This window comes from Reichenbachiella ulvae (genome assembly GCF_025833875.1).
Lineage (GTDB): Bacteria > Bacteroidota > Bacteroidia > Cytophagales > Cyclobacteriaceae > Reichenbachiella > Reichenbachiella ulvae.
In genome coordinates this window covers 391,398-414,981 of sequence record NZ_JAOYOD010000001.1, presented here as the reverse complement: position 1 = coordinate 414,981, position 23,584 = coordinate 391,398, and the positions used below count along the sequence as shown (strand labels likewise).

General features: G+C 41.1%; 20 protein-coding genes. 3 read left to right on the top strand and 17 right to left on the bottom strand.

The window, feature by feature from the left end; translation table 11 throughout:
• Position 1: 1 nt before the first annotated feature.
• From N7U62_RS01420 to rocD, 6 genes are all read right to left on the bottom strand, one after another.
• Positions 2-1,366, bottom strand: coding sequence for a PKD domain-containing protein (locus tag N7U62_RS01420; RefSeq protein WP_264136090.1), 1,365 nt, complete (start codon positions 1,364-1,366; stop codon positions 2-4).
• A gap of 17 nt (positions 1,367-1,383) precedes the next feature.
• Entirely contained in the window at positions 1,384-2,733 is a 1,350-nt protein-coding gene (locus N7U62_RS01415; RefSeq protein ID WP_264136089.1) for a RagB/SusD family nutrient uptake outer membrane protein, read from the bottom strand.
• An 11-nt stretch (positions 2,734-2,744) separates the two neighbouring features.
• Positions 2,745-5,771: a SusC/RagA family TonB-linked outer membrane protein gene (locus N7U62_RS01410; RefSeq protein WP_264136088.1), complete on the bottom strand. Its 3,027-nt coding sequence runs from the start codon at positions 5,769-5,771 to the stop codon at positions 2,745-2,747.
• 289 nt (positions 5,772-6,060) lie between these two features.
• The gene (locus N7U62_RS01405) at positions 6,061-8,343 is read right to left on the bottom strand and encodes a Type 1 glutamine amidotransferase-like domain-containing protein (protein ID WP_264136087.1); all 2,283 of its coding nucleotides are present in this window, start codon (positions 8,341-8,343) and stop codon (positions 6,061-6,063) included.
• Between the two features lie 260 nt (positions 8,344-8,603).
• Complete coding sequence (locus N7U62_RS01400; RefSeq protein WP_264136086.1) at positions 8,604-9,584, bottom strand: arginase; 981 nt, start codon at positions 9,582-9,584, stop codon at positions 8,604-8,606.
• 19 nt (positions 9,585-9,603) lie between these two features.
• The gene (gene rocD / locus N7U62_RS01395; protein ID WP_264140402.1) at positions 9,604-10,842 is read right to left on the bottom strand and encodes an ornithine--oxo-acid transaminase; all 1,239 of its coding nucleotides are present in this window, start codon (positions 10,840-10,842) and stop codon (positions 9,604-9,606) included.
• 142 nt (positions 10,843-10,984) lie between these two features.
• Between rocD and N7U62_RS01390 the strand changes: the two genes are divergently transcribed.
• Both N7U62_RS01390 and N7U62_RS01385 read left to right on the top strand, forming a co-directional pair.
• A complete protein-coding gene (locus N7U62_RS01390) occupies positions 10,985-11,452 on the top strand; it encodes an Lrp/AsnC family transcriptional regulator (RefSeq protein WP_264136085.1) in 468 nt (155 codons plus the stop codon).
• A gap of 30 nt (positions 11,453-11,482) precedes the next feature.
• On the top strand, positions 11,483-12,937 hold the full coding sequence (locus N7U62_RS01385) for an aspartate ammonia-lyase (protein WP_264136084.1): 1,455 nt from the start codon (positions 11,483-11,485) through the stop codon (positions 12,935-12,937).
• A 548-nt stretch (positions 12,938-13,485) separates the two neighbouring features.
• Here the strand turns inward: N7U62_RS01385 and N7U62_RS01380 are convergent.
• The 8 genes from N7U62_RS01380 to N7U62_RS01345 form a co-directional block, all read right to left on the bottom strand.
• On the bottom strand, positions 13,486-14,184 hold the full coding sequence (locus N7U62_RS01380) for a hypothetical protein (RefSeq protein WP_264136083.1): 699 nt from the start codon (positions 14,182-14,184) through the stop codon (positions 13,486-13,488).
• Positions 14,185-14,732: 548 nt separating this feature from the next.
• Complete coding sequence (locus N7U62_RS01375) at positions 14,733-15,539, bottom strand: IS3 family transposase (RefSeq protein WP_264136082.1); 807 nt, start codon at positions 15,537-15,539, stop codon at positions 14,733-14,735.
• Between the two features lie 41 nt (positions 15,540-15,580).
• Complete coding sequence (locus N7U62_RS01370; protein ID WP_264136081.1) at positions 15,581-15,856, bottom strand: transposase; 276 nt, start codon at positions 15,854-15,856, stop codon at positions 15,581-15,583.
• Between the two features lie 284 nt (positions 15,857-16,140).
• Positions 16,141-16,854 (bottom strand): hypothetical protein, encoded by a 714-nt coding sequence (locus tag N7U62_RS01365; protein ID WP_264136080.1) that lies wholly within the window; start codon positions 16,852-16,854, stop codon positions 16,141-16,143.
• A 128-nt stretch (positions 16,855-16,982) separates the two neighbouring features.
• Positions 16,983-17,945, bottom strand: coding sequence for a hypothetical protein (locus N7U62_RS01360; protein ID WP_264136079.1), 963 nt, complete (start codon positions 17,943-17,945; stop codon positions 16,983-16,985).
• Between the two features lie 354 nt (positions 17,946-18,299).
• Positions 18,300-19,577, bottom strand: a complete 1,278-nt coding sequence (locus N7U62_RS01355) for a type II toxin-antitoxin system HipA family toxin (RefSeq protein ID WP_264136078.1) — start codon at positions 19,575-19,577, stop codon at positions 18,300-18,302.
• A 6-nt stretch (positions 19,578-19,583) separates the two neighbouring features.
• Positions 19,584-20,363, bottom strand: coding sequence for a metallophosphoesterase (locus N7U62_RS01350; RefSeq protein ID WP_264136077.1), 780 nt, complete (start codon positions 20,361-20,363; stop codon positions 19,584-19,586).
• 382 nt (positions 20,364-20,745) lie between these two features.
• Positions 20,746-20,964 (bottom strand): helix-turn-helix domain-containing protein, encoded by a 219-nt coding sequence (locus N7U62_RS01345; RefSeq protein WP_264136076.1) that lies wholly within the window; start codon positions 20,962-20,964, stop codon positions 20,746-20,748.
• A 100-nt stretch (positions 20,965-21,064) separates the two neighbouring features.
• Between N7U62_RS01345 and N7U62_RS01340 the strand changes: the two genes are divergently transcribed.
• Positions 21,065-21,622 (top strand): hypothetical protein, encoded by a 558-nt coding sequence (locus N7U62_RS01340; protein ID WP_264136075.1) that lies wholly within the window; start codon positions 21,065-21,067, stop codon positions 21,620-21,622.
• Positions 21,623-21,856: 234 nt separating this feature from the next.
• On the opposite strand, the gene N7U62_RS01335 is transcribed toward N7U62_RS01340, so the two are convergent.
• The 3 genes from N7U62_RS01335 to N7U62_RS01325 all read right to left on the bottom strand — a co-directional run bounded on the left by N7U62_RS01335 (position 21,857) and on the right by N7U62_RS01325 (position 23,529).
• Positions 21,857-22,291 (bottom strand): hypothetical protein, encoded by a 435-nt coding sequence (locus tag N7U62_RS01335; RefSeq protein ID WP_264136074.1) that lies wholly within the window; start codon positions 22,289-22,291, stop codon positions 21,857-21,859.
• Between the two features lie 765 nt (positions 22,292-23,056).
• Complete coding sequence (locus N7U62_RS01330) at positions 23,057-23,248, bottom strand: hypothetical protein (protein WP_264136073.1); 192 nt, start codon at positions 23,246-23,248, stop codon at positions 23,057-23,059.
• 11 nt (positions 23,249-23,259) lie between these two features.
• The gene (locus N7U62_RS01325; RefSeq protein ID WP_264136072.1) at positions 23,260-23,529 is read right to left on the bottom strand and encodes a helix-turn-helix domain-containing protein; all 270 of its coding nucleotides are present in this window, start codon (positions 23,527-23,529) and stop codon (positions 23,260-23,262) included.
• Positions 23,530-23,584: the final 55 nt, after the last annotated feature.

Sequence of the window (23,584 nt, the reverse complement as noted above, 5' to 3'; positions counted from 1 at the left end):
ATTAGTCTACTTTACGAATTATTAATCCACGTACATCTACCGCTAAATCAACTAGGAGCCCCTCTTCTGTTCCATCCAGATTAGCGACTTTGAACAACCCATTGCGGTCTACCCAGTACACCTTGCCCGTTTCATTGTTGATGGCAATACCATAAACGCGATCTACACTGCTACCAACCTCCTCGATATTGCTACCATCCAGGTCTGCACGTAACAACTTGCCTCCATCCGTATCATCGAAATAAACCTTCTGGTTTACTTTGTCCACTTCTAGTCCATAGCCATATCCGCCTGCACCGTAATCGATGATTCTGGTCAGAGAAATCTCAGACATACTTCCTTTCCAAACTGTCTCTGAATCTATCTCCACCGCAGTGGCATATAAGTTGCCATCATAGATATCCAAACCAACAGGCAATAAGAAGTTGGCATCATCAGTCGAGCTGTAGTAGGTGAGCGTCGAATTATCAATCAAGTCCACTCTGGTAATTTTATCACCTGCTCGCTCCGCCACATACATATAACTATCCGCTATGTCCAAGGCAATGTCTCGTGGGTCTGCCAATCCTGAAGCTACTGTCATTTGAGCACTACCGGTCAAGGTATTTTTATAAACCGCCTTCGTATCGTCATCGCTGTAGTAGAACTCCTCGTTGGTCGCATCATATGCCATCCCCATGCAGAAACCCGGTAGATCAAACACATCTACCGCCACAGTAGGATTGTTTAAGTCGATTTTTCTCATTTTGCCCGCATCATTATCGATAAAATACAGCTCATAATTGTTTGGATTGACTGTGATGACTTGTTCTGACACGGCATTTCCTCCAGTACCAGTAGCAGTCAAAGTCACAGTGTAATCACCCGGCTGATCATAGGTAAATGTTGGAGACTCTTCTGTGCTCGTAGAGTTTGCAGCATCACCAAAGGACCAGCTATAGCTGACCGCATCCATAGTCTCGTTCACAAAACTCACAGGAATAGAAACCTTAAGATTATCGCCATCTTCTACACTGAAAGAAGCAGTTGGAACCAGGCCTTCAATCTTTATATCCATACTGCTAATCGAGCGAGATCCTTCTGCCTCTGCTTTCAAGGTCACCGTATAGTCTCCAGGCAGATTATAGACATGCGAAGCATTGACTCCTACATAAGTTTGACCATCCCCAAATGACCATAAATAAGAATAAGACTCTTCGGAGTGATTCACAAAATTGATAGTCTCACCCTGCTTCAACACAGCCCCATCCTCTATACTGAAGTCTGCTTGTGGAATCAGAGCCGTCTCCTCCTCTTCCAAACAAGCTGTCATCAAAAGGACGAGCATGAACGGAAGATATTTTGATATATTATATATGAATTTCATTTTGTTCTTCTTTTGAATTAATACTCAGGATTCTGAATCAGAACGTCATCCGTCAGGATCATTTCTCTTAGCGGAATGGGCATCACTCTACGATAGCTAGGACGTCCTGTCACTTGCTCCATTCTGCCCAACCTGACCAGATCAAACCAATATTGACCTTCGAAAGCAAATTCAGCTCTCCTTTCATTGAGTAGAATAGTAATCAAGGCATCCTCCGAAGCAATGGAAGAAATATCTGCCAGACCTGCTCTACTTCTGAGTCTATTGATATCTGTTCTTGCATCCTCCAGACTACCTCCGGCCACCATGGCGGATGCTTCCGCACGTATCATATACATTTCAGACAATCTTATCAAGATAGTATTGGCCATGTCATCAGTGGCTGCTGAACCATATTTAGTACACTTATATAAGTTACCATTGGCTTCAAATAGTCCCCCCCTCTCGCTTTCTCCTCTGGAATTGAAAAAATTCATTAGATCTGCACGAACAGCCACTTCTGGTGGGGTAACATACATCTCTACCCCCCATACATTGGGGTCTGTGAGATTAATAAAATTTAACTCAAGGATAGACTCAGATGATGGGTCCTCTACATTAAATATGGCGTTGTAATCCTCTTCTAATTCATATTGACTGTTATTGATAACCAGATTTGCCATGGATATGGCAGTAGCATAGTCCTTCTGATAAAGCGCAGCTCGAGCCATTAAGGCCTGTGCACTTCCCTTTGAAACATAGTATTTATCCCCACTATCTTCCAAAAAGTCAATGGCCATTTCCAAATCGAGATTGATTTGTTCAAAGGATTGTTGCACAGTAGATCTTGCTGTTTCCTTAGGCACGTTAGATGGCTCTAATGGAAGAGGGATTCCATAGATCGATCCTAAATCGAAAAACTCCCCATGTTGTCTCAACAAGTCAAAGAACATCAACCCTCTAAAGAAATAAGCCGTTCCCAACATTCTGTCTTGATCTGCATCACTTAACTCGGTTACTTCAGGGACAGAAGCGATGATATTATTGGCTGCATTGATCGCATTGTATGCTGCTATCCAATAGAATTCCAATTGAGCATTTGAGGTGGGGACATTTCCCGTACTCAGCTCCTGCCAATACGCTTGAAAGGCCGCAGCTTCGGCGTTCAATGCCAGCATCTCAGAGGACATAATGAACCTGCCTCCATACAAATCGCCACTCTGAACGGTATGGTAGAGTCCATTCAGTGCAGACTCTGCTGATCTGGCATCAACGATCGCATCGCTACTTGCTATCAAATCCTTAGGTTCCTGATCGAGTACATCACACGAAGTAGTGATCACTATACCCAACAATATGATGAGATATTTATTGATTGTTTTTTTCATGATCTTCTAATTTAAAATCCAATATTGACGCCTATACTGTAAGTTCTCGCTTGTCCCAGTGTTCCAAAATCTTCACCTTGAAGCGTATTCAAATCCTCCTGACTACTTGTGTTAGTAGACACTTCAGGATCAAAGCCTTTGTACTGCGTCCAGGTATAGAGATTTCGTCCCTGCAGATAAATATTCACAGTTTCCAATCCAACTTTACTCACCCAGTCACTAGGCAGATTATAGGATAGTTTTACATTTTTCAATCTCACAAAGTCACCATCTTCCAGGTATTGAGTACTAAACCTCTGCCATTGCGCATTCGACTCATTCGGTCCTGCCAAAGAAGGTCTTGGAATGCGAGTGATATCGCCAGGTTCTTTCCAGTAATCCAACGATTCGATGCTTTGATTACCATAAGGTAGTCCACTCTGAAGCGACCCGTAATTCTCATAGGCATGTCTGCTTTGGTTGAAAATTTTGTTACCTCCAACATATTGAAACAATACACTCAAGCTCAATCCCTTGTAAGAAAAGGAATTGGTCCATCCACCAAACATTGTAGGGATACCCGAACCAACAGCCTGCTTGTCATCCGAATTGATCACTCCATCACTATTCACATCTTCAAAAACCGCATCACCAGTTAATGGATCAACACCTAAAAACTTTATCAAATGCAACTGACTCAAGGATTCTCCCTCCTGAAGAATGAAGTTCCTTGAGACAATTTGACCATCATTTTGAATCTCTACAACTTCGTTTTTGATATGGGAGAAATTGGCATTCATATCCCATTTAAAATCTCCTAAGCTCAATAGGTTCGCATTAACAGAAATCTCAAATCCGGTGTTCTTAATACTTCCGAAATTGGAAGGAATATTGGCAAAACCAGTTGTTCCTGGTACATCAGCATTGAAAAGCAAGTCCTCTGTCGTTTTCTCAAAATAGTCACCTGTTACTCCAATTCTACCGTCGAATAGTTGAAAGTCAGTACCAATGTTCAATTGAGTAGTCTGTTCCCATCCAAGATTAGGATTCTCAAGAGTGGAAGGTGCTATACCTCCCGCTCCATTATATGGAGACTCCAGATTATACACTCCCCTCCATCCGAAATTGGATATCTCTGCATTGCCAATTATGCCATAACTGGCTCTAAACTTTAAATAGTTTAGTACATCTTGGCCAGACAAGAAGGACTCCTCTGATACCACCCAGCCTAAAGAAGCAGATGGAAAGGTTCCATATTGATTATTAGTACCGAATCTAGAGGAAGCGTCAGTTCGAATAGATAGGCTCACCAAATACTTACTTGCAAAGTTATAATTCAATCTTCCTATGAAAGACTGAAATCCGTAACTGGTTTCTCCAGAAGAACCCGTGGTAGTAGCAGCTGTGGATATTTTATATACATTGTTGGAAGGGAAATTTGTCCCTAACGTTTCAGAAAACAACGCTCTGCTTTCCTGAATGGAGTAGCCCGCCAATACACTGACGTTATGCTTTAATCCAAGGGTCTTATTGTAGGTCAAGGTAGACTCTCCTACCCAGGTCAGTTCATCATATGTTGCAAAAATCCCCTCGCCAATATCTGTTTCGTTTCCACCTGCAGGAGTAAAAGACTCCTCTGTCAAACCACTCATATCAGCGGACCAGGTAGTCTTGAAGGTCAAGTCATCAAAGATATCATAAGTCAGAAAAGCTGTCCCTAATACCCGATCTGTAATAGCATCGTTTCGATATTGCTCAGCGATGAAAAGTGGATTTTCTAAAGCCCACCAGCCATAATAAGAGAATGGATTTGTGTAGTTACCTTCATCGTTCTTCAATGGGGCTGTAGGATCCCAAGCCTGGGCATTAATTACCACTCCATACTCGTCATTTTCATTGATGGTTCTGGCATGATTGGTTCTGCTCACCATCACATTGGTACCCACACCCAACTTACTATTGACAGAGTGATCAATATTCAATCGTCCTGACATTCTTTCAAAGGCCGTCCCTACCTGAATACCTTCTTGATTGTAATAATTGCCTGATAGGTAAAACTTGGTCTTTTCGTTTCCTCCCTGGATACTCACATCTGCATTGTGTGTAATGCCTGTTCTAAATATTTCATCATAGGCATTGTAAGTTTTAAGATTTGGGTCATTTGGATCTCCCAATCGAGAGTTCCAATAATTTTCTCCCAACCCATCATTTTCTGCTGCCACATTCAGGAACTCAATCCACTGTTTAGCGTTCATTAATTCTGGCACATTGCTGATTTCTGAAACCCCCGTGTAGTAGCCCACATTAAACTTGGTTTTACCTACGGCACCTCTTTTGGTTGTAATTAAAATAACACCATTCGCACCTCTTGATCCATAAACCGAAGCGGCAGCAGCATCTTTGAGTACAGTGATACTCTCTATGTCGTTGCTATTGATATCTGCGAGAGGATTTACAGGTTGGATATTAGAGTTAAGCGCTGAGTTATTTCTGGAGACCAAAGGCACTCCATCTATAACAAAGAGAGGCTGACTACTAGCTGAGATAGATGTTACACCACGGATGTTCATATTGATGGCTGCACCGGGTGTAGCCGATGAGCTAGAAATATTGACCCCTGCTGTTTGACCTTGCAGTGCATTTTCAAAACTGTAGGATGCAGGTACATTTTCTAATAGGTCAGAATCTACCTGTTGTACCGAGCTAGTCACGTCGGTCCGCTTTTGCACCCCGTATCCTACTACCAAAACCTCATCCAATTGTTTGGTATCGGATTGCAACTCTACATCAACTACAGACCTGCCCAGAACCTCAACCTCCTGGTTTTCCATCCCGATAAAAGAAAAGGTTAACACGGCATCTTCCTGTGTCAGTTTTATCGAATAATTGCCATCCACATCTGTCACAGTGGCTACAGTGCTGCCCTTTTGAACGACATTCACACCCGGCAAGGCAACACCATCCTCTGCAGAGATGACTTGACCGCTCACTGATACTTGTGCCTGCAACTGAGGCAAGCTAATTAGCATCAAAACGATTGCTGTAAAAAATTTATTCATATTCTATATTTTATTTGATCCGAGAGAAGCAACTATATCGCTTTCTCTGGTTAAGTGACTAATGATATTTCTATAAGGAATAATTCCTTGCTTATCGGAAAAGCGCTGATTTGAAGGTTATCAGCACTTTTGTGCCCCTGATTTTCAATTATTGAAAATAGGCTGCAGATTTTGTAAGCTCACGGGTTTCCAACTTTGGTTCTCAATCACCTTTGGGGCTGATTTCAAAGCAATAGCAGATCCGTCACCACAGAAAAGCAAGGAACGATCGATGATATGTGATTTCATATTACTGATCATTTTTTACTACTATTTTGTGGGTTTCAATACCTTCTCTACCTCCCAGCTGAAGCAAATAGCTACCCGCTGAGAGATGAGATAGATCCAAATTCTGGTTCAAATAAAATCCAGACCGATTCATCAAGACCTTACCGCCAAGGTCTAGCACTCTCACATCCTGAAGCCTCTGTCCAGTAGGCCCACCGATGTGCACTATCCCGTTTGTGATGGGATTAGGGAACACGTCAAAACGCATCATACTTTTTGGGTCAATTGTGTATAATACTTTTGATTCGACGATCAGTTCTACACTGCACGAGCGATTACCCTGATCATCAATACTATTTAATCTATAAAAATACGCTTGATTTAATTGAATATTGGAATCGAGAATGCCTTCTGATTCACCCGACAGGTTCTGTATCAATTGGTATTCGACACCATCAGTAGAACGATACACTTCAATCTGCCATTCGGGATTCTGAACGGACCAAGAAATCTCCACCCCTTCATCTTGAAACTCATAGACCACATCCAAAGGAGGCATTGGCTCCAAAGCTTCTTCTAAAACACCATTAGAAATGACAGTCCCTAATGGTACTTCCATATCGGCTACCAATGAGATATTCATCCTGTCAAAACCTACTACATTTCTAATTTGCCCTGAAGCGTTAATCGGTTGATTGGCCAGTGCATTTGAAGTGCTTGTATTTTCTACTATGATAGTAGAAAATTCTCCTGCCGACTGATAAACCAGTTGTCCCCCTTTGGCCTCAAGGCTCGCATAGGACTTTTGATTGAGGTATATACCATGGTGCAGCGATTCATTGACCATCGCATATAGAACAGCTGCAGTATTATTTTCATAAAAATCCGAACTGCTGGGATCAAAAGTTTCAGTCATTATAATAGAAGACTTTAAGAGCCCCAACCCTGTTTCGAACTCCAATTGCCCTTTGTAAGCATTTAACTCATCGCTTTGGCAATTGCTACAAAAAGTCTCACCGACTAGAGTAGCCGCCTCACCGACAAAGGCAAGAAAACTATCATCACTTTGCCATCTTTTTAAAAGTTGTTTTCCATTGGGGTCATTTTGAAGAAAAGCCATGAAATCAGCTCGATCAACATCTCCTATTACAAATGCGGCGCTTTCTCGGATTAGATTTCTAATCTCGGCCCCTTCACATTCGGAATGTTCTTTGACTTCTAGTAATAACACCTCTTGTTCGGTACGCTCTGCTAAGAAGTTAAGGTAAGAGTCAGCCAAAACTGACCCTTCCTTACAGACTATCACTATTTGACTTTCATTGCTGGCTAAAAAAGACTCAATCATGGATTGATTGTGATTGACAGACTCAGAACCAGATATCCAAATCCTTTTCATTCCCAGATGCTCGACTTCTTTCATCGTAGCTGATTCAGAATTAAAAACTTGTAAACCTTCTGAACTTAGGTCGATTTGCTGTTCATGAAGTAATTGCCTGACCTTGATGTTTTTACTTTGCGGTCGCCCCTCAATAGACTCAAAATTGTCCATTTGATAAAAACTAACAGCACCTGTACCATAGACGGTAGCCACTTGGTTTTCGTCTATGAAAAGAGCCGTCTTATCATCCACTCCTATTCCAAGTACAAAGTCTCCATGGTCTAGATACCAACGCCCCATAAAGGTCAAAAGTCTCGGAAAACGACCCCTTTCGGCAAAATGAGTATCTACCACCCCCCCACTGAGGAGATTCACAAAATCATTGGAAAGCGTAATATCACTGTTATGGACATTTTGCAGGGCCTGGTCTGGATAGACTGAAGGTCCATCCGCTGTATAAACAACTTCTGAAAGGATCGCCATACCTGCAGACGTACCTGCTATCACCCCTCCCTGCTCATACTTATCTTTGATTGCGCGTGTCACTTCACTGTCACGGTAGTATTGGTAATACTTGAGTTGATCCCCACCTTTGAAGAAGAGAACATCATATACCATCAACTGCTGATATAGCTGAGTGTCATTGGCCTCTGTGGTATTAGCTATTTCGATATTGACTGCTTCTGTAGCGCCCCGCGACTTAAAATAATTTGGCAACCAGCTGTTATCACCAGAGCCAAAATCATAACTGATAATAGCCACCTTCTTGTTGCCTGACAGCTCTACTGCCCTGGTATACGGAGCATCGCTCCAGCTATTCTCAGCATCAGATTCTGCACCGCCACCAATCAATAGCAACTTGCCATTTTCCGCCTGACAGATCAGGGAAATTCCCAGAAATAAACTTAATAAAAAGGATTTCATCATAAACAATTAAATACTTGATGAGGAAGACTCATCGATGGGATTCAAAAGGGTAGAATCCTATTTAATTGTTGAATATAGGTTGTAGTCCAAGAAGGCTCGCCACCTTGAAACAAGGGGTGAATTTGAATTGATTATTTGATACTGCTGCCTTCATTTAATTTCAATGGTAGAAATAATATTCGTCTAATGCAAACATTATTGCGAGCAATTCAATCATTACCCGCAATAGTTGCGAAAAAACAAATATTCTATTGCGATAATTAAGAATATGAGATTTCGTTTTGCCTGGTTTGCTGGGGCAATGCATTTTCCAATACCTCAAGAGCTACCTCAGCCATTTTGTTTCCTTTGTTGTCCAAAAGAGGATTCACTTCCACCATTTCGAAGCAACAAACCTTACCAGACGAAAAGACCCCTTTGATGATCTCTACCACCTCATCCACCAAGAATCCTCCCTTCACAGGTGTTCCCGTTCCATAGCTAATCTCATCACAGTCCAGACTGTCAACGTCAAAAGAGATATATACCTTATCACAATCTGCCAACTCCTCAGCGAAAATTGACTGAATGACCGAAGCGTTCCCTCTCTTTCTATATTCACTCACAGTAACATTTCTAATTCCATGATCTTTGATCAAACAGTCTTCTGCAGATTCAGTATCTCTCACCCCCATCAAAACCAGGTTTTCAGGATTTATTTTAGGTGAGTACCCACCTGTTAGCTTTAATGCCTCCCAATCTCTCACTATCTGCGCATCAGGCTCATTGATTTGATTGTCTAGATTGTCCATTCCCATAGCAGCTGCCAGCGGCATGCCATGAACATTGCCAGATGGAGTCGTGTAGGGCGAATGCATGTCTGCATGCGCATCGATCCATACGACACCAATCTTGGCATCTGGATAAGCTTTCTTTATTCCTGCCAGCGTACCACCAGCAGACGAATGATCACCAGAAATAACAATAGGTGTCTGTTGATCGATTCTCAAAGTTTCGAATACGCGATAGCACAGGTCCTGATAGATTTCACGAATCACGTCGATTTTTTTGGCATGAGAATGCCCCCCAGGTAAGGTGAGCGCTGCGTTATTCTGCACTATGCTTTTGGTTTTCAAGTCATGAAAAAAATTTGAGCCTTTTACCAAAGCAGCAGATCTGATCGCATCTACAGCCAAACTAGAGCCACGAGTACCAGCTCCCAGCTCTGATTTGTTTTCAATTAAACAATAGTCTTTCTTCATCTTTTGTCGGGTTAATGAGTTAAGAATTGAATTTCAAAAAAGTTCTTTCAATAATAGTCAAGGCATGATCCATTTGTTCTTCGGTGATCACCAAAGGTGGCGCTAATCGGATTTTATTTCCATGCGTAGGCTTAGCCAGCAAACCATTTTCCTTCAACTGCAGACAAATGCGCATAGCCAAATCAGAATCTTCACTGGAATTGATCACAATAGCATTCAGTAATCCCTTTCCTCTGACACATTGGATGAGGTCACATTTGTCCATCAAAACAGCTATTCTTTCTCGAAACATCTCACCCATTTTGCTGGCATTTTCTTCTAGCCCCTCGTCCACCACTACTTGCAAGGCTGCCATGGCTACAGCAGAACCCAATGGACTACCCCCATAAGTGGATCCATGCTGACCTGGCCGAATCACTTCCATTATTTCAGAGCTAGAGAGTACCGCAGATACTGGTACAGTTCCTCCTGAGAGTGCCTTACCGAGCAGCACCATATCGGGTTTTATTCCACTATGATCTACACAGAGCATCTTTCCAGTCCGTGCAATACCCGTTTGAATCTCGTCGGCTATCATCAACACTTGATTCTGCTGACATAGTGCAAATGCTTCGGACAAATAATGATCATCTGGTACCACCACCCCGGCTTCACCCTGAATGGGCTCAACGATAAATCCGGCTACATTTTTATTTTCAAGAGCTCTTTTCAGGTCGCTCAAATCGTTGTACCTCACCTGTTGTATCCCAGGAAGATATGGTCCAAAACCTCCACGGCTATCTGGGTCTGAAGAAGCCGAAATCACCGCTAATGTTCTTCCATGGAAGTTCTCTGATGCAAACAAAATAATCGCTTGCCCCTCTTCAATTCCTTTTTTTTCATAGGCCCACTTTCGACAAATCTTAAGGGCAGTTTCCACTGCTTCAGCACCGGTATTCATAGGAAGCATCTTTTCATAACCAAAAAGCTCCGTTATATATCTGGCATAAATACCGAATTGATCATTGTGAAATGCTCTTGAAGTTAAGGTTAACCTTTCGCTTTGCTCCTTGAGAGCTGATACAATTCTTGGATGACAATGACCTTGATTGACTGCTGAATAAGCTGACAAGAAATCATAATACCTCTTGCCTTCTACGTCTTCTACAAACACGCCCTCTCCGCTTTTCAGCACCACGGGCATAGGGTGATAATTATGCGCGCTATATTTCAATTCTTCTGCGATCATTTCATCAGTGTTGGCATTTTCGATCTCCATTTCCATCATGTCTCAAAGTATCTAAGTTTAATATTTAAACATTTTAACAGCAATTATATTTATTTTTAAACTTTTAAAAGATTTTTATTTAAATATTTCATTTTATCATTCGTGACATTACATTTGTCACAAACGTTTGAACATGCACACAAAAATTAAATTCGACGAGTTAGACCTGAAGATACTTGGTTACCTGGAAGAAGACGGGAGAATGGCTTTTTCACACATTGCCAATGAACTTGGGGTTTCCAATACCATGATTCATCAGCGTGTATCTGCTATGCAACAGAATGGTATTTTGGAAAAAATCGCACCCATTATCAACGAAAGAAAAATCGGGTATGAATGGAGTGCTTTTACCGGGTTGACCTTAAAGGACGATTCTCAAAGCAAGGATATCATCGCTGAATTGGAAAAAATTCCTGAAGTGGTTGAATGCTATTACATCACAGGCAACTACACGCTGTTCTTACGCGTGATGGCCAAAAGTAATGAGCATATGAGAGAAGTCATTTACGAAAAGCTGGATAGCATCAAGGGGATTTTAAAAACAGAATCATTCATAGATTTTGGCTGTGCATTTCGCCGAAACATTCCGCTATCCAACTAAACAACTACTAAGAATAAACCCAAAACGATAATGATGACTGAAGACGTGAAAGCGAAGGCTTCCAACGGGAAAGCTACACCCTACCGTAAGGAAGAGGATTTTCTTGGAGAAATAAAAATCCCAAACCAGGCTTACTACGGGGTACAAACCCGACGTGCCATGGACAACTTCCAAGTGACAGGAATACCTATCTCCCACGAACCATTTATGATAGAGGCACTCGGCTATGTAAAGAAAGCTGCGGCTCGCGCTAATGTCAAAAAGGGCGTACTGGATCCAGAGCTGGGACAAAAAATAGAGGAAGCTTGTGACCTGATCATATCAGGAAGACTAAATGATCATTTTTGTACTGATCTGATTCAAGGGGGCGCTGGCACATCGATCAACATGAATGCCAATGAAGTAATAGCCAATGTAGTATTGGAAAACATGGGGTATGACAAAGGCAACTACGATATCTGTCATCCCAATAACCATGTCAATTGTTCGCAGTCTACCAACGATGTATATCCTACAGCTTTTCGGATTGCACTGCTGCTGCGAATAGATGCCTATATAAAGGAACTGAAATTATTGGCTAATGCAATGGCAGCTAAAGCAAGGGAATTTCGACATGTCCTAAAAATGGGCCGAACTCAACTCCAGGATGCGGTACCGATGAGCTTGGGTGATGAATTCAAAGGATGGTCTATCACCATACTAGAAGAAGTAGATCGATTAAGCGACAGCAAAAAATTGATTCAAGAAATCAACATGGGAGCTACTGCTATTGGTACTAAAGTCAACGCACCGGAGGGTTATCCAGAATTAGTTACTCGTTACCTCACTGAAATCACCGGTTTGCCTTTAAAGATATCCGAGGATCTGATAGAAGCCACCTCAGACACAGGTGCATATGTTCAGCTTTCTGGTGTAATGAAAAGAAGCGCCGTAAAGATCTCCAAAATCTGTAATGACCTCCGCCTATTATCCTCAGGTCCCCGCACAGGTTTAAACGAAATCAATTTACCCCGACTACAGCCAGGTTCATCGATCATGCCCGGAAAAGTCAACCCAGTCATTCCAGAGATGGTCAACCAAACCGCCTACTATGTAATAGGGGCGGATGTAACCGTAACAATGGCTTCAGAGGCAGGGCAATTACAACTCAACGTCATGGAACCTGTTATTGCCTTTAGCTTATTTACCTCCATACAATGGATGACCAATGCTTGTTCAGCCTTACGGAGCAAATGTATCGATGGCATCACTGCCAACGAAGATCACTGCAGAGAAATGGTAATGAACAGCATCGGTATTGTGACCTTGCTCAATCCATTGTTGGGATATAAGGTATGCTCTTCTATAGCCAAAGAAGCATTGGAAACAGGAAAAAGCATTTACGATTTGACTGTCAAAGAAAAAAAGCTAGTAAACCAATCACAATGGGACCAACTTTTTTCACCTGACAATCTGATGAACCCACAATACGTTCAAAAGGCCTAAAAAAGTAAGGTAAGAATTCAAGATTTTACATTAACCCAAAACAAAACCCATGAGGCAGTGCCCATGGGTTTTATCTTTTAGATTGAGGCCAATTCACTCATCAACCTGCTATTAAGAAAATTCATAACCTTAACTCGCCAGAATGAATCGTATGGGTCAGCAGATAAGGTATAAAAGCATAGATTCGACAACTTATTAGATCTTGATGAGCAGGAAAACACAACAACCAAACAGCAAAAAAATAGCCGCAGCCCGATCGAGCTGCGGCCAAACCAACCATTGAGCATAACTCAACTTCTTATGAAGGTAGAAATAATCAGAATTAATCTAAAACCTCTCAACTATTATCTGTACCAGGCCCCGGGCGACCAACGGTACCTCCCGGGAGACCTAGACTATTCCCCGGGAGACTCTGCCCCTCTCCCGGGTGACCTTATGGCCGTCCCGGGTCACTTGTAGCCCTTCCCGGGACAATCTGATGGCTCCCCGGGAGAGTTATACCCCTTCCCGGGAGACTTTGGACCCGTCCCGGGACCCGGGAGCAGTCATCAACCGCTGTGATAGCGACTTTTATAGCCCTTGAGCCTATCTGGCTCCTGCCAGCAGACATATTTGCCCGCCTTGCGGATTTCGTCTACCGCATGCTTCAGGTGGGTGTAGAACCGATCTCGCGTGCGCTTGGCGCTGTTGTTGTCCTGGCGCTCGCCGTTGACCTGAGCCAGCAGCACGCCCATCTCGCTAGAGGTAGTGGATGCCTGGGTCAGCAGCTCCGTATCGAAATTGATCGCCTCGAGCAGCGGTAGGTTGGCTGTACCCAATACCGACAGATCACTCAGGTCCTGCAGCATGTCGACATGGCCAGAGCCCTCCTCGATCACCTGCACCTTCTTGAGCAACTCGGGTCGGGACCGAAAGGCAAAACGAAAGGCATGTTCCAATCGATTTTTGAGTTCATAGGCAGATTCCTCTTTTTGCTCCCACTCCTGCCGGGCCTCCTCACGGCTGTACTGGTCCTTCATCCAGAGGCTCTGCGAAAAAGCCAGGGCATCGGCTCTCAACAGTAACTCGTCGAAATATTCAACAGGGGTCCCCACTTTGACCAGTCTCTCCTGATCGGAGGCCGACCAGATCTTTAGGTTCTTTGCCTCCTGCACGAAAGTATCGATGGGCATGTTCGGGTTTAGGATGTCTGCTGCTGAGATCGCTTCGACCACTGGCAGCATAGCGTCATAAGTCTCCTTTGACATAATCTTGCATTTTTAAATTTAGGTAAGTAATGTTTCCAAGTCAGTGATTTTCACTGCTCGCGTTTTCATCCTGAACCAAGCACTGAAGGCGTCCCTTCGGTTCCCTATTCAGGAATAAAAAGTGAATAGATTAATAGTTAATAGTGACGAACCCAAGTACATCTACTGGCAGCCTACATATCGGATTAGCTGCCTGCCGATACTCAATGATATGACAGGGATTCACCTACTCACTTTTCTTCTATTTCCTATTCACCCGGGCTTGGTCATAGCCAAACCCAGATCAAAAGCTAGGAGCCCAAAAGCCTCATTCCAAATAATCAAGGCACTTTTTTAGAAAATGGCAGGATTTTAAAGGATTTTGGCAGGATTTTAAAGTCGCCCCATAATTTGGGAGACAAAATGGGAAATTATGCGTGGTGACAGACAGTGGTTTGGGGAGGGTGATCATACCCCAATAGTTAGGACAGGGATTGTTCGGTTTTAAGTTCTACAATAGTGTTTAATAATCCTTTCATTAACAATAAAACCCAAAAATAATCTACTCATTAGGCGGCCTGTTTTTGGGTGGTTTGATAGAGATCAATCGGTCTCTGATTCTCGATACTTGTATGCCTTCTTTCCATGTTGTAGTAGTTGAAGTACTCTGCCACTAGTAGGTACAGATCCATACCGTCCTTAGGTGGATTGAGGTACAGTTTTTCATACTTTACACTTCTCCACAACCGCTCAATAAAGGCATTGTCAATAGCCCTTCCTTTTCCGTCCATACTCAATTTGATGTCTTGACTCAAGACGAAGTTGGCGAAGACTTCTGATGTAAACTGTGAGCCTTGATCGGTATTGAGGATCTCTGGCTTTCCATGTGTTTCTATAGCCTCTTCTAGGCAGTTTAGGCACCAGTCCGCATCCATTGAGTTAGATACTGACCAATTGACTACATACCTGCTGTAGAGGTCAATAATGGCTATCAAATACATAAAACCCTTCTTCATTGGGATGTAGGTGATGTCTATTGCCCAGACCTGATTGGGACGTTTCACGGTCAGATTACGAAGCAGATAAGGGTACACTTTATGAGCCTTGTGCCGTCTGGAAGTATGTTTTCCAGGCTGGGTAGCTCTAAGCCCCATCACCCGATAGTAGAGTCGTTCAACCCGATTTTTGCTCACCTGCAGTCCCTTGTCTTTGGTCAGCCAGGTATGCATGCTGCGTGCCCCCTTAAAAGAATGGTGGAGATAATGCTCGTCCATCATACGCATGAGTTTTAAGTTCAATTCAGATTCTCCTCTGGGCTTATAATATATTCCCGAACGGTGTAGGGAAAGTAGTTTGCACTGCTTTGCCATACTCAATTGACCCTTGCTTATCAATGATCGCCGTTCAGCAAGAGGTCTTACCGCAAGGCGTCGTTTAAAAAATCATTCTCAACTTTAAGTTGCCCAATTACCTTAAGCAGCTGATCACGTTCATCTTCAATTTGGGACTTCTTGCTCTTGCCTTTTTTCTCAAAAACACCCTCTGCATTGGCCAAAAACTCTCTTTTCCAGAGGTTGATTTGCTGAGGGGCTAGTTCATATTTCTGTGCTAGTTCTGCTACACTTGATTGCTCTTTGATGGCCTCTAATACCACCTTCGTCTTGAATTTTGATGTGTACTTCTTGCGTGTCATATCAGTAAATTTAATCGTCATTTCTGAACTAAACCCACTGTCCCATTTTTTGGGGTATGATCAGGGGAATGGGAGGAAATTTAGGATAAACATGGGGCTTGGTAGGTATTCCCTTCGCGTTGCAAACGCTAGGCTCGGTCATCCTCGTTGCGCTCCGCTAAACGAGGACGAGTTGGGGAAATTGAACCAAATTATAATACAAAGATGATAGGAAAATTTAGTTACAAACTACAATTAGAGGGAGGAAATCCCATTCATTCCCATAGCATTTGTTGTTGGCCGTATTAATTATTTTTTGGTAGAATTTCGTTCCTGATTTCGTTGATAACCTTTGCTATAAGTCTCATTGTTGCCTGATCGGGTTGAAATTTTTCAGCACTTAACTCTGTAGTTTTATTTTCGTCAAATAGGTTGTTGCTAACGTCGTCATGATATTCTCCGAGCTTTCTCATTTGTTCCAATAGCTGCTTATAATCTTCACAAGAGAAGTCGTATTCGAATAAATGTCCATAGTTGACATTAAATAATCTGAGAGTATAATAGTATTCAGTGAATGTATTGGTGATAAGGGAAAGTTCCTTTTTCATCTCTATCATTTTATGAAGCTTAGATTCTGGAGTTAAGTATTCAAGCTGATTGGTGAACTGTAATGCAGTCGAAATTCGGGTACCCAATAAGTTTATATCCTTGAATGGCTTTGTTAGCTCTTCAAATGCAGTAAGTCTTTTCTGAAAAACGATGAGAGTTTTATTCTTCTCGTTACTTTGTTCACTGACCAAATAGGTTAGATATGAAAGAATGATAAGACTAGCTAGTGCAATTATGGGATTCAAAACACCGCCAAAATAATCTCCTAGAACCCCCCAGTTATTAGGATCTTCGGACAGGCCTGAACCAGAAAATTGATGAACGTAAAAAATAATTGGCACTAGAATTCCAATAAAAAGCACTATTAAAAATGGTAGAAGTATCTTTTTGATTGGCTTGATTTTACTCATATCTATTTTTTGATATTCTATAATTCCCTACAAAGCTCAACTAAAATGAGTATGCGCTCCAGATGCTAGAAGCACGAGACTTCCGTTTCGCATTGTCATCTCAAAAGACTCCGTTCGCATTTTCATTTTTAGTGTTTGGTATCGTTTTTATTCTTTTCCCCTTCTTCTAATAAAAGATTGATGTTTTCCAATAGTTCAGTTCTTTTTTTCTTGCGCTCTATTAGAGTTAGTTTCTCCAATTCTTTAAGTTCAAGTATCTCTTTTTCGTTGATAAATATGGTTGTTGTTTCCGTACTGAAGCTATCGACCAAAGGTTTTAATGATTTGAAAATCCCAAGTTCCGCATTATCTATTCCGTTTTCTTTTGCCAGTTTCATAAGGTTAATAAATGTCTCTGCTTTTTTGCATTCATTTTCAAATCTCTCTCGGTTAATAGTTCCGTTAATTAAATCTCGTAAGAAGGAACCAAACTCTTTCAGGAGATTTTCAATAGTAATAACTACCTGTTTAATACCAAGAATTTCCGTAAACCATGATCCTGTTGCAATATGATTGAGGATTATATGATTCTTTTTTTCGTCAATTTTATAGATGAAACATATAAAATCATATAAGTCCTGAATGCTTTCTAAAATCAAGGTGAAATCGGAAATCATTGGAACATCCTTATCTGTCCCAATTCTTAATTCAGCATAGTTTTTAGGTGATGCTTTATGAGTTTTGTCAAATTCGGAAATTACAAAATTAGATTTCTGTTTAAGATCATTTAAACTCTGATTTATTTTCTCACTTAAGTCAGAAAGTTTGAATATTTGATCGGCTTTCTTATCAGAATACGCATCAGTATGCTTTTCTGGAAAATCCTTTAGTTGTATGATTAACGAATTATCGTCAGAATATGTGCGATCAAAAAGATTCAAGTCGGTAATCAATGAATTAATTAAATCATAAATTTCGTTTGGCCTTTTCGATCGAGTTATTTCAAGTATCTCGTCATTTATGCCCGTAATTTGTTCATGAAGTCTATTGAGCTCATTAACGGCCTGGGTTGGATTTCCTCTTGGTACATTAAGTATAGTCTGTGGGTTCACCAAGAAACTTTCCTTCTTTGATGAAATTGATGAAATGTAGTTTACGACATTTTCATGTTTCTCAAGGAGTTCCAGATATTGTTTAGAGTAAAAATAAAAGTTAATCATCGTAGTGAATTACCGATATTTGCACAATACGCACTGTACGCATTGTACCTACTATTTTAATGGATAATGAGAACAGTTCCCATTATTTCTTTTTAACTCTTTCTCAAATACTTGCTGCGGGAAGCAGGTTGCTGACCTGCTTGGTGCTACCAAACTAATGTATCGACAGCAAACATCCCAGCCCACCCTGCGAATCGTAGAAAAATCAAAATAGCTCTTCCATTTGTACAAAAAGTCAGGAAGGACTCACAGTAAATTCAGATTCCTTCTAATCTCCTTTTTCTTCTTTTCATCCACCTCAACCTTTGTGGCAAAGTCACTCCACCCCTTCACTACCCTAATGATCTGATCAATGATTTCTTCCCCTCTATTGATGTTATTGGTATAGGCTATTGTCATCAGATCTGCTTTACTTATGCCTGAATGTTTCCCATTGACACTAAGGGTTTGTTGATTGACCCAATTGTTGGTTGGATCATAAGCATAGCAAACATCATAAGCTGGAGTCAATTCCCAGCGCCCTCCCTTCTTCAGCCTAAAGGCAAAGTTCTTGGTATGATCATCATAGTTAGTCGCTATGACATTGAATACCATTCGCCTAAACATCTGTTCTTTTTCTTGATCGGTAAGGCCTAGATCAGTTATCGTTTCGAATAGTTGCTCATAGCTAAAGGCCTGAAGTCGGTTGTAGTCATAGTGCTGCATGGCACATAGCGTCTGGGTGTGATGTTTCTCATTGTTGATACCACGGTCGAAGCGCTTGGTCATGAAGTGCACCCTTTTCCCATCATGGATGGTTTGACACTCCATCATATCTATACCACATTCTTTAGCCATCAGATAGTAGGCATACTCTACCTGTCCCCAGCCCAGGCTCTCGCCAAACTGTGCACCGCTTACTCCATCGAACTTGATCAACCAGGGTTCGAAACTAGGATCCATAGCCCCATGTCCTGTCTTAATCTCCCCTGTTCGTTCATTGTAGGCTATGACTGCCTTAGGTCTGGCTCCTCCTGCAGAAGTCCCAATTCTAATCCATTGCTCCAGAAACTCTTCCTCCCTGGCATTCAAACTCATTCGATGCAAAGCCATATGCCCCACCTCTACCAAGCGGTCAATCTCCAGGATAGCATTACTATCATCGTTTTTATCATCTGCAGGGCGATACTCCAAAGCTCCCATTCCTCGATTTCCGATAAAGCAGAGTTGCTCTATGGAATTCATCTTGCCATTTCTTTCTTGCCAAATATCCATCAGCTGCGTTCCGAACCGATCAGGCAAGCAATCCGCGAACAGACCTGGTAGTCCTCGATAGGTATCATCTTGGCTATTCTCACCCTTCCTTAATTCAGGAAATTCATATGTTCTTATTCCCTGACTTATTGGCATTTTGAATGGGGACAAATCCCATCCCTTTTCCTGAAATTTCGAATCGTATTGGAATCTTGCCAGTTGTCTTTTCTCATCCCAGTGAATAGCACCTACAAAGGTTTCCCATATCCACACTTCTGCTGTCTTAATCATACTTTATTAGTTCTGGGTTGGGATTTCAATAGTCTTGGCAAAGTCAAATCCACGATGTTCCATTTGAAAGACATAGCCTAGTTGATTAGATCTGAATTTTGTACCTAAAGCATCGATATCTTTATCCCAGTGGTTGTGGCCATAAATCCAGTAGTCGATGTCCCACCCTTCGATTCTCACAGATAAATCCGCTGTAAAGTATCTTTTAATGATTGGGCCGATGAGCGAATTAGACCCCTTTGGATAGCCATCAGTTTGTGGACATGGCACAAAATGTGACACCACTACTCTAGGATTTGTTTTTTCCTTATTCAGCTCAGTACTGAGCCATTTTACAGCCCTTTGATGAAGCTCATCATGATGCTTATAAGTATAGCGCTCACCGACATATTTACAGCTACGAAAATCGGCAATGTAATGGTTAATCATATGATGTCTAACCATCGACCATAGTGTAGTGAAATAAAAATCTACTCCTTCGATATGAACCTTTTGATGATTGAGGTATCGGACATTGGGACAGATCTCCAGATCAATATCAAATGCCTGAGAGACATCTTCATTCATATACCATTCATGGTTACCTGGAATAATATAGACTTGTTCCCAATTTTTGGACAGCCACTCAAAGTAGCTATCTCTGGTTACTTGACGATGAATGATGTTGTCTATGTCTCCTGCTAAAATCAGGTATGGAGTTACTGGCTTCAGGTTATTGACCTGTGTCAAAAAGTAGTGGTTATTTTCAAACTCCAGATGGAGATCACTAGCATACTGAAATTTCATGATTTTAATTCTCTTAGTTAAACAATGATTGTGTTAAGCTCACAACACATTCAACAAGAGATCAAAAGCTATGCTTTCGACTGAATCAGAGGGCCTGATTCAATTTCCTTTGTAGAACAATCGCCAAGTACTTGGCCTATAGCTACACCCTTCCCACAGGATGTCCATCAAAATGTGAGATGCAAGTCATAAAGACTTATTGGGTCAGTACGTTTTAGATCCAATCCGGTTCCATGAAAAAAACGAAAGCCGCAACTCCTTCAGAGCTACGGCTAAACCAACCATTGTCAAGTTAATCAAAATATTTTGAAAACTTAATATGGCTCTGTCCATAAATATTGTTTTAGGGATATCTCTATTCAATTGAGTGTGGTCTCATCTTTTAGGACAACAACTCAGCTATCGTGATTTCCAATCCACTGGAAACCTCTAACAGATACACATAGCTAGGATTAATCCTACCTTTCTCCAGGCGATTGATCGATGGCTGATCTTTCCCAATCTTATAGGCCAATTGGGTTTGAGAAAGCCCCTTTGACTCGCGGATCTCCCTGATCTTGCTACCGAGTTTCAAAAGCGCTTCCTCCTTATTCTCATCCATAGGATAAAAATGTTCTAAGCAGCCTCAAGAACTTATAACGGATTAGTTATAATTGTTTAGTATTGTCTTTCAATCAATTTTTTAACTAACCATTACAGCTATGTACAGAATAGTTCTTGTGATATTCTTATCACTTTCCTTCCATTTCCTTTTTGCTCAAGATGTAGATTTGAAAACCGGCCTGGTCACTTACAAGGGTTCTTTTGAAAACACCGAAGGCAACATCGAATCAGCGGAAAGTAAGATCATGGATCTTCTGAAAGAAGTATCGATTACAGACACTCTTGAAACTGAACAAATAGACGGATATACTTTGATCACCATACATGGTGGCATTCCTGTTTATTATTCGGCCAAGATGGCTTCCAATTATGATCCTAACAGCACCGCCAGTCTGTGGTTAAAGGATGCAAAGCCCTATGGTCATTTCAATTACCAGGGCTTAATCAAAATCAGGGAAGGTCAGATTCATTTCAAGTTTGATGAGTTCGTCCACCATTTACCAAAAAAGCCCAAGAATTCTTGTGGACCTATAGAACAAGTCAAAGGTCATCGCACTTCTGAGGATTATTGGAATAATTACAAAATGCAAGTAGAGGAAAAAATGATCTCTCTGGTAGAGGCGCTGGAAGGCTCTTTAACAGCGGAGACCTGGTAATCTATCTTTCACTCAATCAACCCATCATATGGATTCTTCAGACAACTGGTTTAGATCACTAATTGATCACCTCAGCTTCTATTTCAACAAGCTTATCGCTCTTATTACTATCAAAAGAGTTGTTGTAGGATGGCTACTCTATGAGGCATGGAAAGGCTTCTTTGAAAGGTGATTTGTGTTATTATTTAATATTTCAAACAAGCGACCAGACTCTAGACTGGTCGCTTGTTCATTTCAGCTCTGCATCATCAACTCTTTGAACTTCTTTTCTCTCATCCGGTATAGATTTTTGTAATGATCCATTCTGGCTTTGCCTTCCTTGTAGAAATCCTGAGCATAAAGAAAATCCTCTTCTTCTATCATGAATTGCTTAACTTTTTGATAACAGGAAATGATAGCTTCGATCGGAAAAGCTTCGATAATATATTCCCTTTTTCCTGGAACGGCCCAAGGCTCTAACAGCTTGATCATCATCTTTTCGATCAACTCTGCTTGCCAAAAATGGTCCCAGTGATCATGGTGTTCCACCTGAAAACGCTGCCCTTTGTGTTCCTTGTTGTAGTAGCGATACCTAAGACTCCACCGTCTGGATATTCCAAATTTACTCACCCCATTGTCCAGTTTCAACACATAAAAGAAACCAGGCATTTCTAATCTCTCGATCTTCATAATTGTATTAGTTAGAATTAAAAATTTGTTTGTTCACCGAGAGACTACAAACAATTTTTAGAGCTAACTGATACCCTGCCTTACCTTCTCATTCACATCACAGATAGTATTAATCCAACACCAACCAATGCAACAGAATGGCGCAAACCCGAATCTTTAGAGAGGCAAGCTGACTATGCGTTACGCAAATCTCCGACTCGCTTTTTTTTGAAAAAATAAATCATGGTATATAATCAATCGATTGAGACTTACATAATGATTTTAATACATATTGTATTTTTCAAAGAAAGCAAGTCAAGTCATTTGATGTTTGGGTACCCAAATATCCGACTTGCTTTCTTTTTCATCATTCATGTTCTCAAGAATTAGATTCAAGGTCAATTATTACATTTCTAAGAATCAAATGGGTTATTTGATATCCAATACTTGGAAAGGATACTTGAAAAAAGGCTATGTTCATATGCCTAAAAGAATAGTGCATTCAATTATGAATATTAGAATATCAAAGTATTAGAATATATAAAGAATTAAAAAATATCAGAATATCAGAATATCAAAACGTCTCGATAATATCAGAATATCAAAATATCAAATATGCTATCAGCATTCGAAATCCTAGATACCGGGTCTAACTGATGAGATCAATCTCATTTGTCCTAAAGAAAATACTAAATAAAAAGTGATGGTCTATGTCCAAAAAGACATAAAAAAACCGATGATAGCAACAGCCATCATCGGTTCATATTTCATTATTGGAGGGACCTATTAAAATTTCATTTGGGTTCCTCTATTCTTCTTGTTCTGCATTCTCTGATCCAACTCGTATTGCTTAATTCCCCCATACAGGCCTCTGCCATATTCCGAGTCAGTTCTTAAATTTTTGATCAGTTCTTTTGCTATCTGGGGTTGCAGTTCCATCAGCAAATAGCCCTTGTTAAATCCATCTTGATATTTCATAATTCTTCTGGTTAAAATGTTTCTCTTGCGTTAGCTTCCAAATACTGCTCGATAGACTCACGATCATACAATATGATCTTCCTCTCTGGCTGTGAAAAACGAATACTCCCAGCATCTCGAAGCTTCTGCAGTGTTGATTTTGATTTGATGTTTAGAAGGCTCATTGTCTCTTCATGATTGAGCCACCTTTTGTTGAGATTGTCTAGACGTTCTTTCGCTTCATCCAGAACTTTTGTGATTAGCAAATCCAGTGCTCTGGACTGCAAACATATTACCTCCATATACCGCTGATTTTAAAGTGTTTATAAATAAAAAATTTTAATTAATTGAAATAAA

Bases quoted from the DNA above. Each gene is read 5' to 3' on its own strand.
- N7U62_RS01420 (WP_264136090.1), bottom strand. From the start codon at position 1,366: ATGAAATTCATATATAATATATCAAAATATCTTCCGTTCATGCTCGTC.
- N7U62_RS01415 (WP_264136089.1), bottom strand. From the start codon at position 2,733: ATGAAAAAAACAATCAATAAATATCTCATCATATTGTTGGGTATAGTG.
- N7U62_RS01410 (WP_264136088.1), bottom strand. From the start codon at position 5,771: ATGAATAAATTTTTTACAGCAATCGTTTTGATGCTAATTAGCTTGCCT.
- N7U62_RS01405 (WP_264136087.1), bottom strand. From the start codon at position 8,343: ATGATGAAATCCTTTTTATTAAGTTTATTTCTGGGAATTTCCCTGATC.
- N7U62_RS01400 (WP_264136086.1), bottom strand. From the start codon at position 9,584: ATGAAGAAAGACTATTGTTTAATTGAAAACAAATCAGAGCTGGGAGCT.
- rocD (WP_264140402.1), bottom strand. From the start codon at position 10,842: ATGGAGATCGAAAATGCCAACACTGATGAAATGATCGCAGAAGAATTG.
- N7U62_RS01390 (WP_264136085.1), top strand. From the start codon at position 10,985: ATGCACACAAAAATTAAATTCGACGAGTTAGACCTGAAGATACTTGGT.
- N7U62_RS01385 (WP_264136084.1), top strand. From the start codon at position 11,483: ATGATGACTGAAGACGTGAAAGCGAAGGCTTCCAACGGGAAAGCTACA.
- N7U62_RS01380 (WP_264136083.1), bottom strand. From the start codon at position 14,184: ATGTCAAAGGAGACTTATGACGCTATGCTGCCAGTGGTCGAAGCGATC.
- N7U62_RS01370 (WP_264136081.1), bottom strand. From the start codon at position 15,856: ATGACACGCAAGAAGTACACATCAAAATTCAAGACGAAGGTGGTATTA.
- N7U62_RS01365 (WP_264136080.1), bottom strand. From the start codon at position 16,854: ATGAGTAAAATCAAGCCAATCAAAAAGATACTTCTACCATTTTTAATA.
- N7U62_RS01355 (WP_264136078.1), bottom strand. From the start codon at position 19,577: ATGATTAAGACAGCAGAAGTGTGGATATGGGAAACCTTTGTAGGTGCT.
- N7U62_RS01350 (WP_264136077.1), bottom strand. From the start codon at position 20,363: ATGAAATTTCAGTATGCTAGTGATCTCCATCTGGAGTTTGAAAATAAC.
- N7U62_RS01345 (WP_264136076.1), bottom strand. From the start codon at position 20,964: ATGGATGAGAATAAGGAGGAAGCGCTTTTGAAACTCGGTAGCAAGATC.
- N7U62_RS01340 (WP_264136075.1), top strand. From the start codon at position 21,065: ATGTACAGAATAGTTCTTGTGATATTCTTATCACTTTCCTTCCATTTC.
- N7U62_RS01335 (WP_264136074.1), bottom strand. From the start codon at position 22,291: ATGAAGATCGAGAGATTAGAAATGCCTGGTTTCTTTTATGTGTTGAAA.
- N7U62_RS01330 (WP_264136073.1), bottom strand. From the start codon at position 23,248: ATGAAATATCAAGATGGATTTAACAAGGGCTATTTGCTGATGGAACTG.
- N7U62_RS01325 (WP_264136072.1), bottom strand. From the start codon at position 23,529: ATGGAGGTAATATGTTTGCAGTCCAGAGCACTGGATTTGCTAATCACA.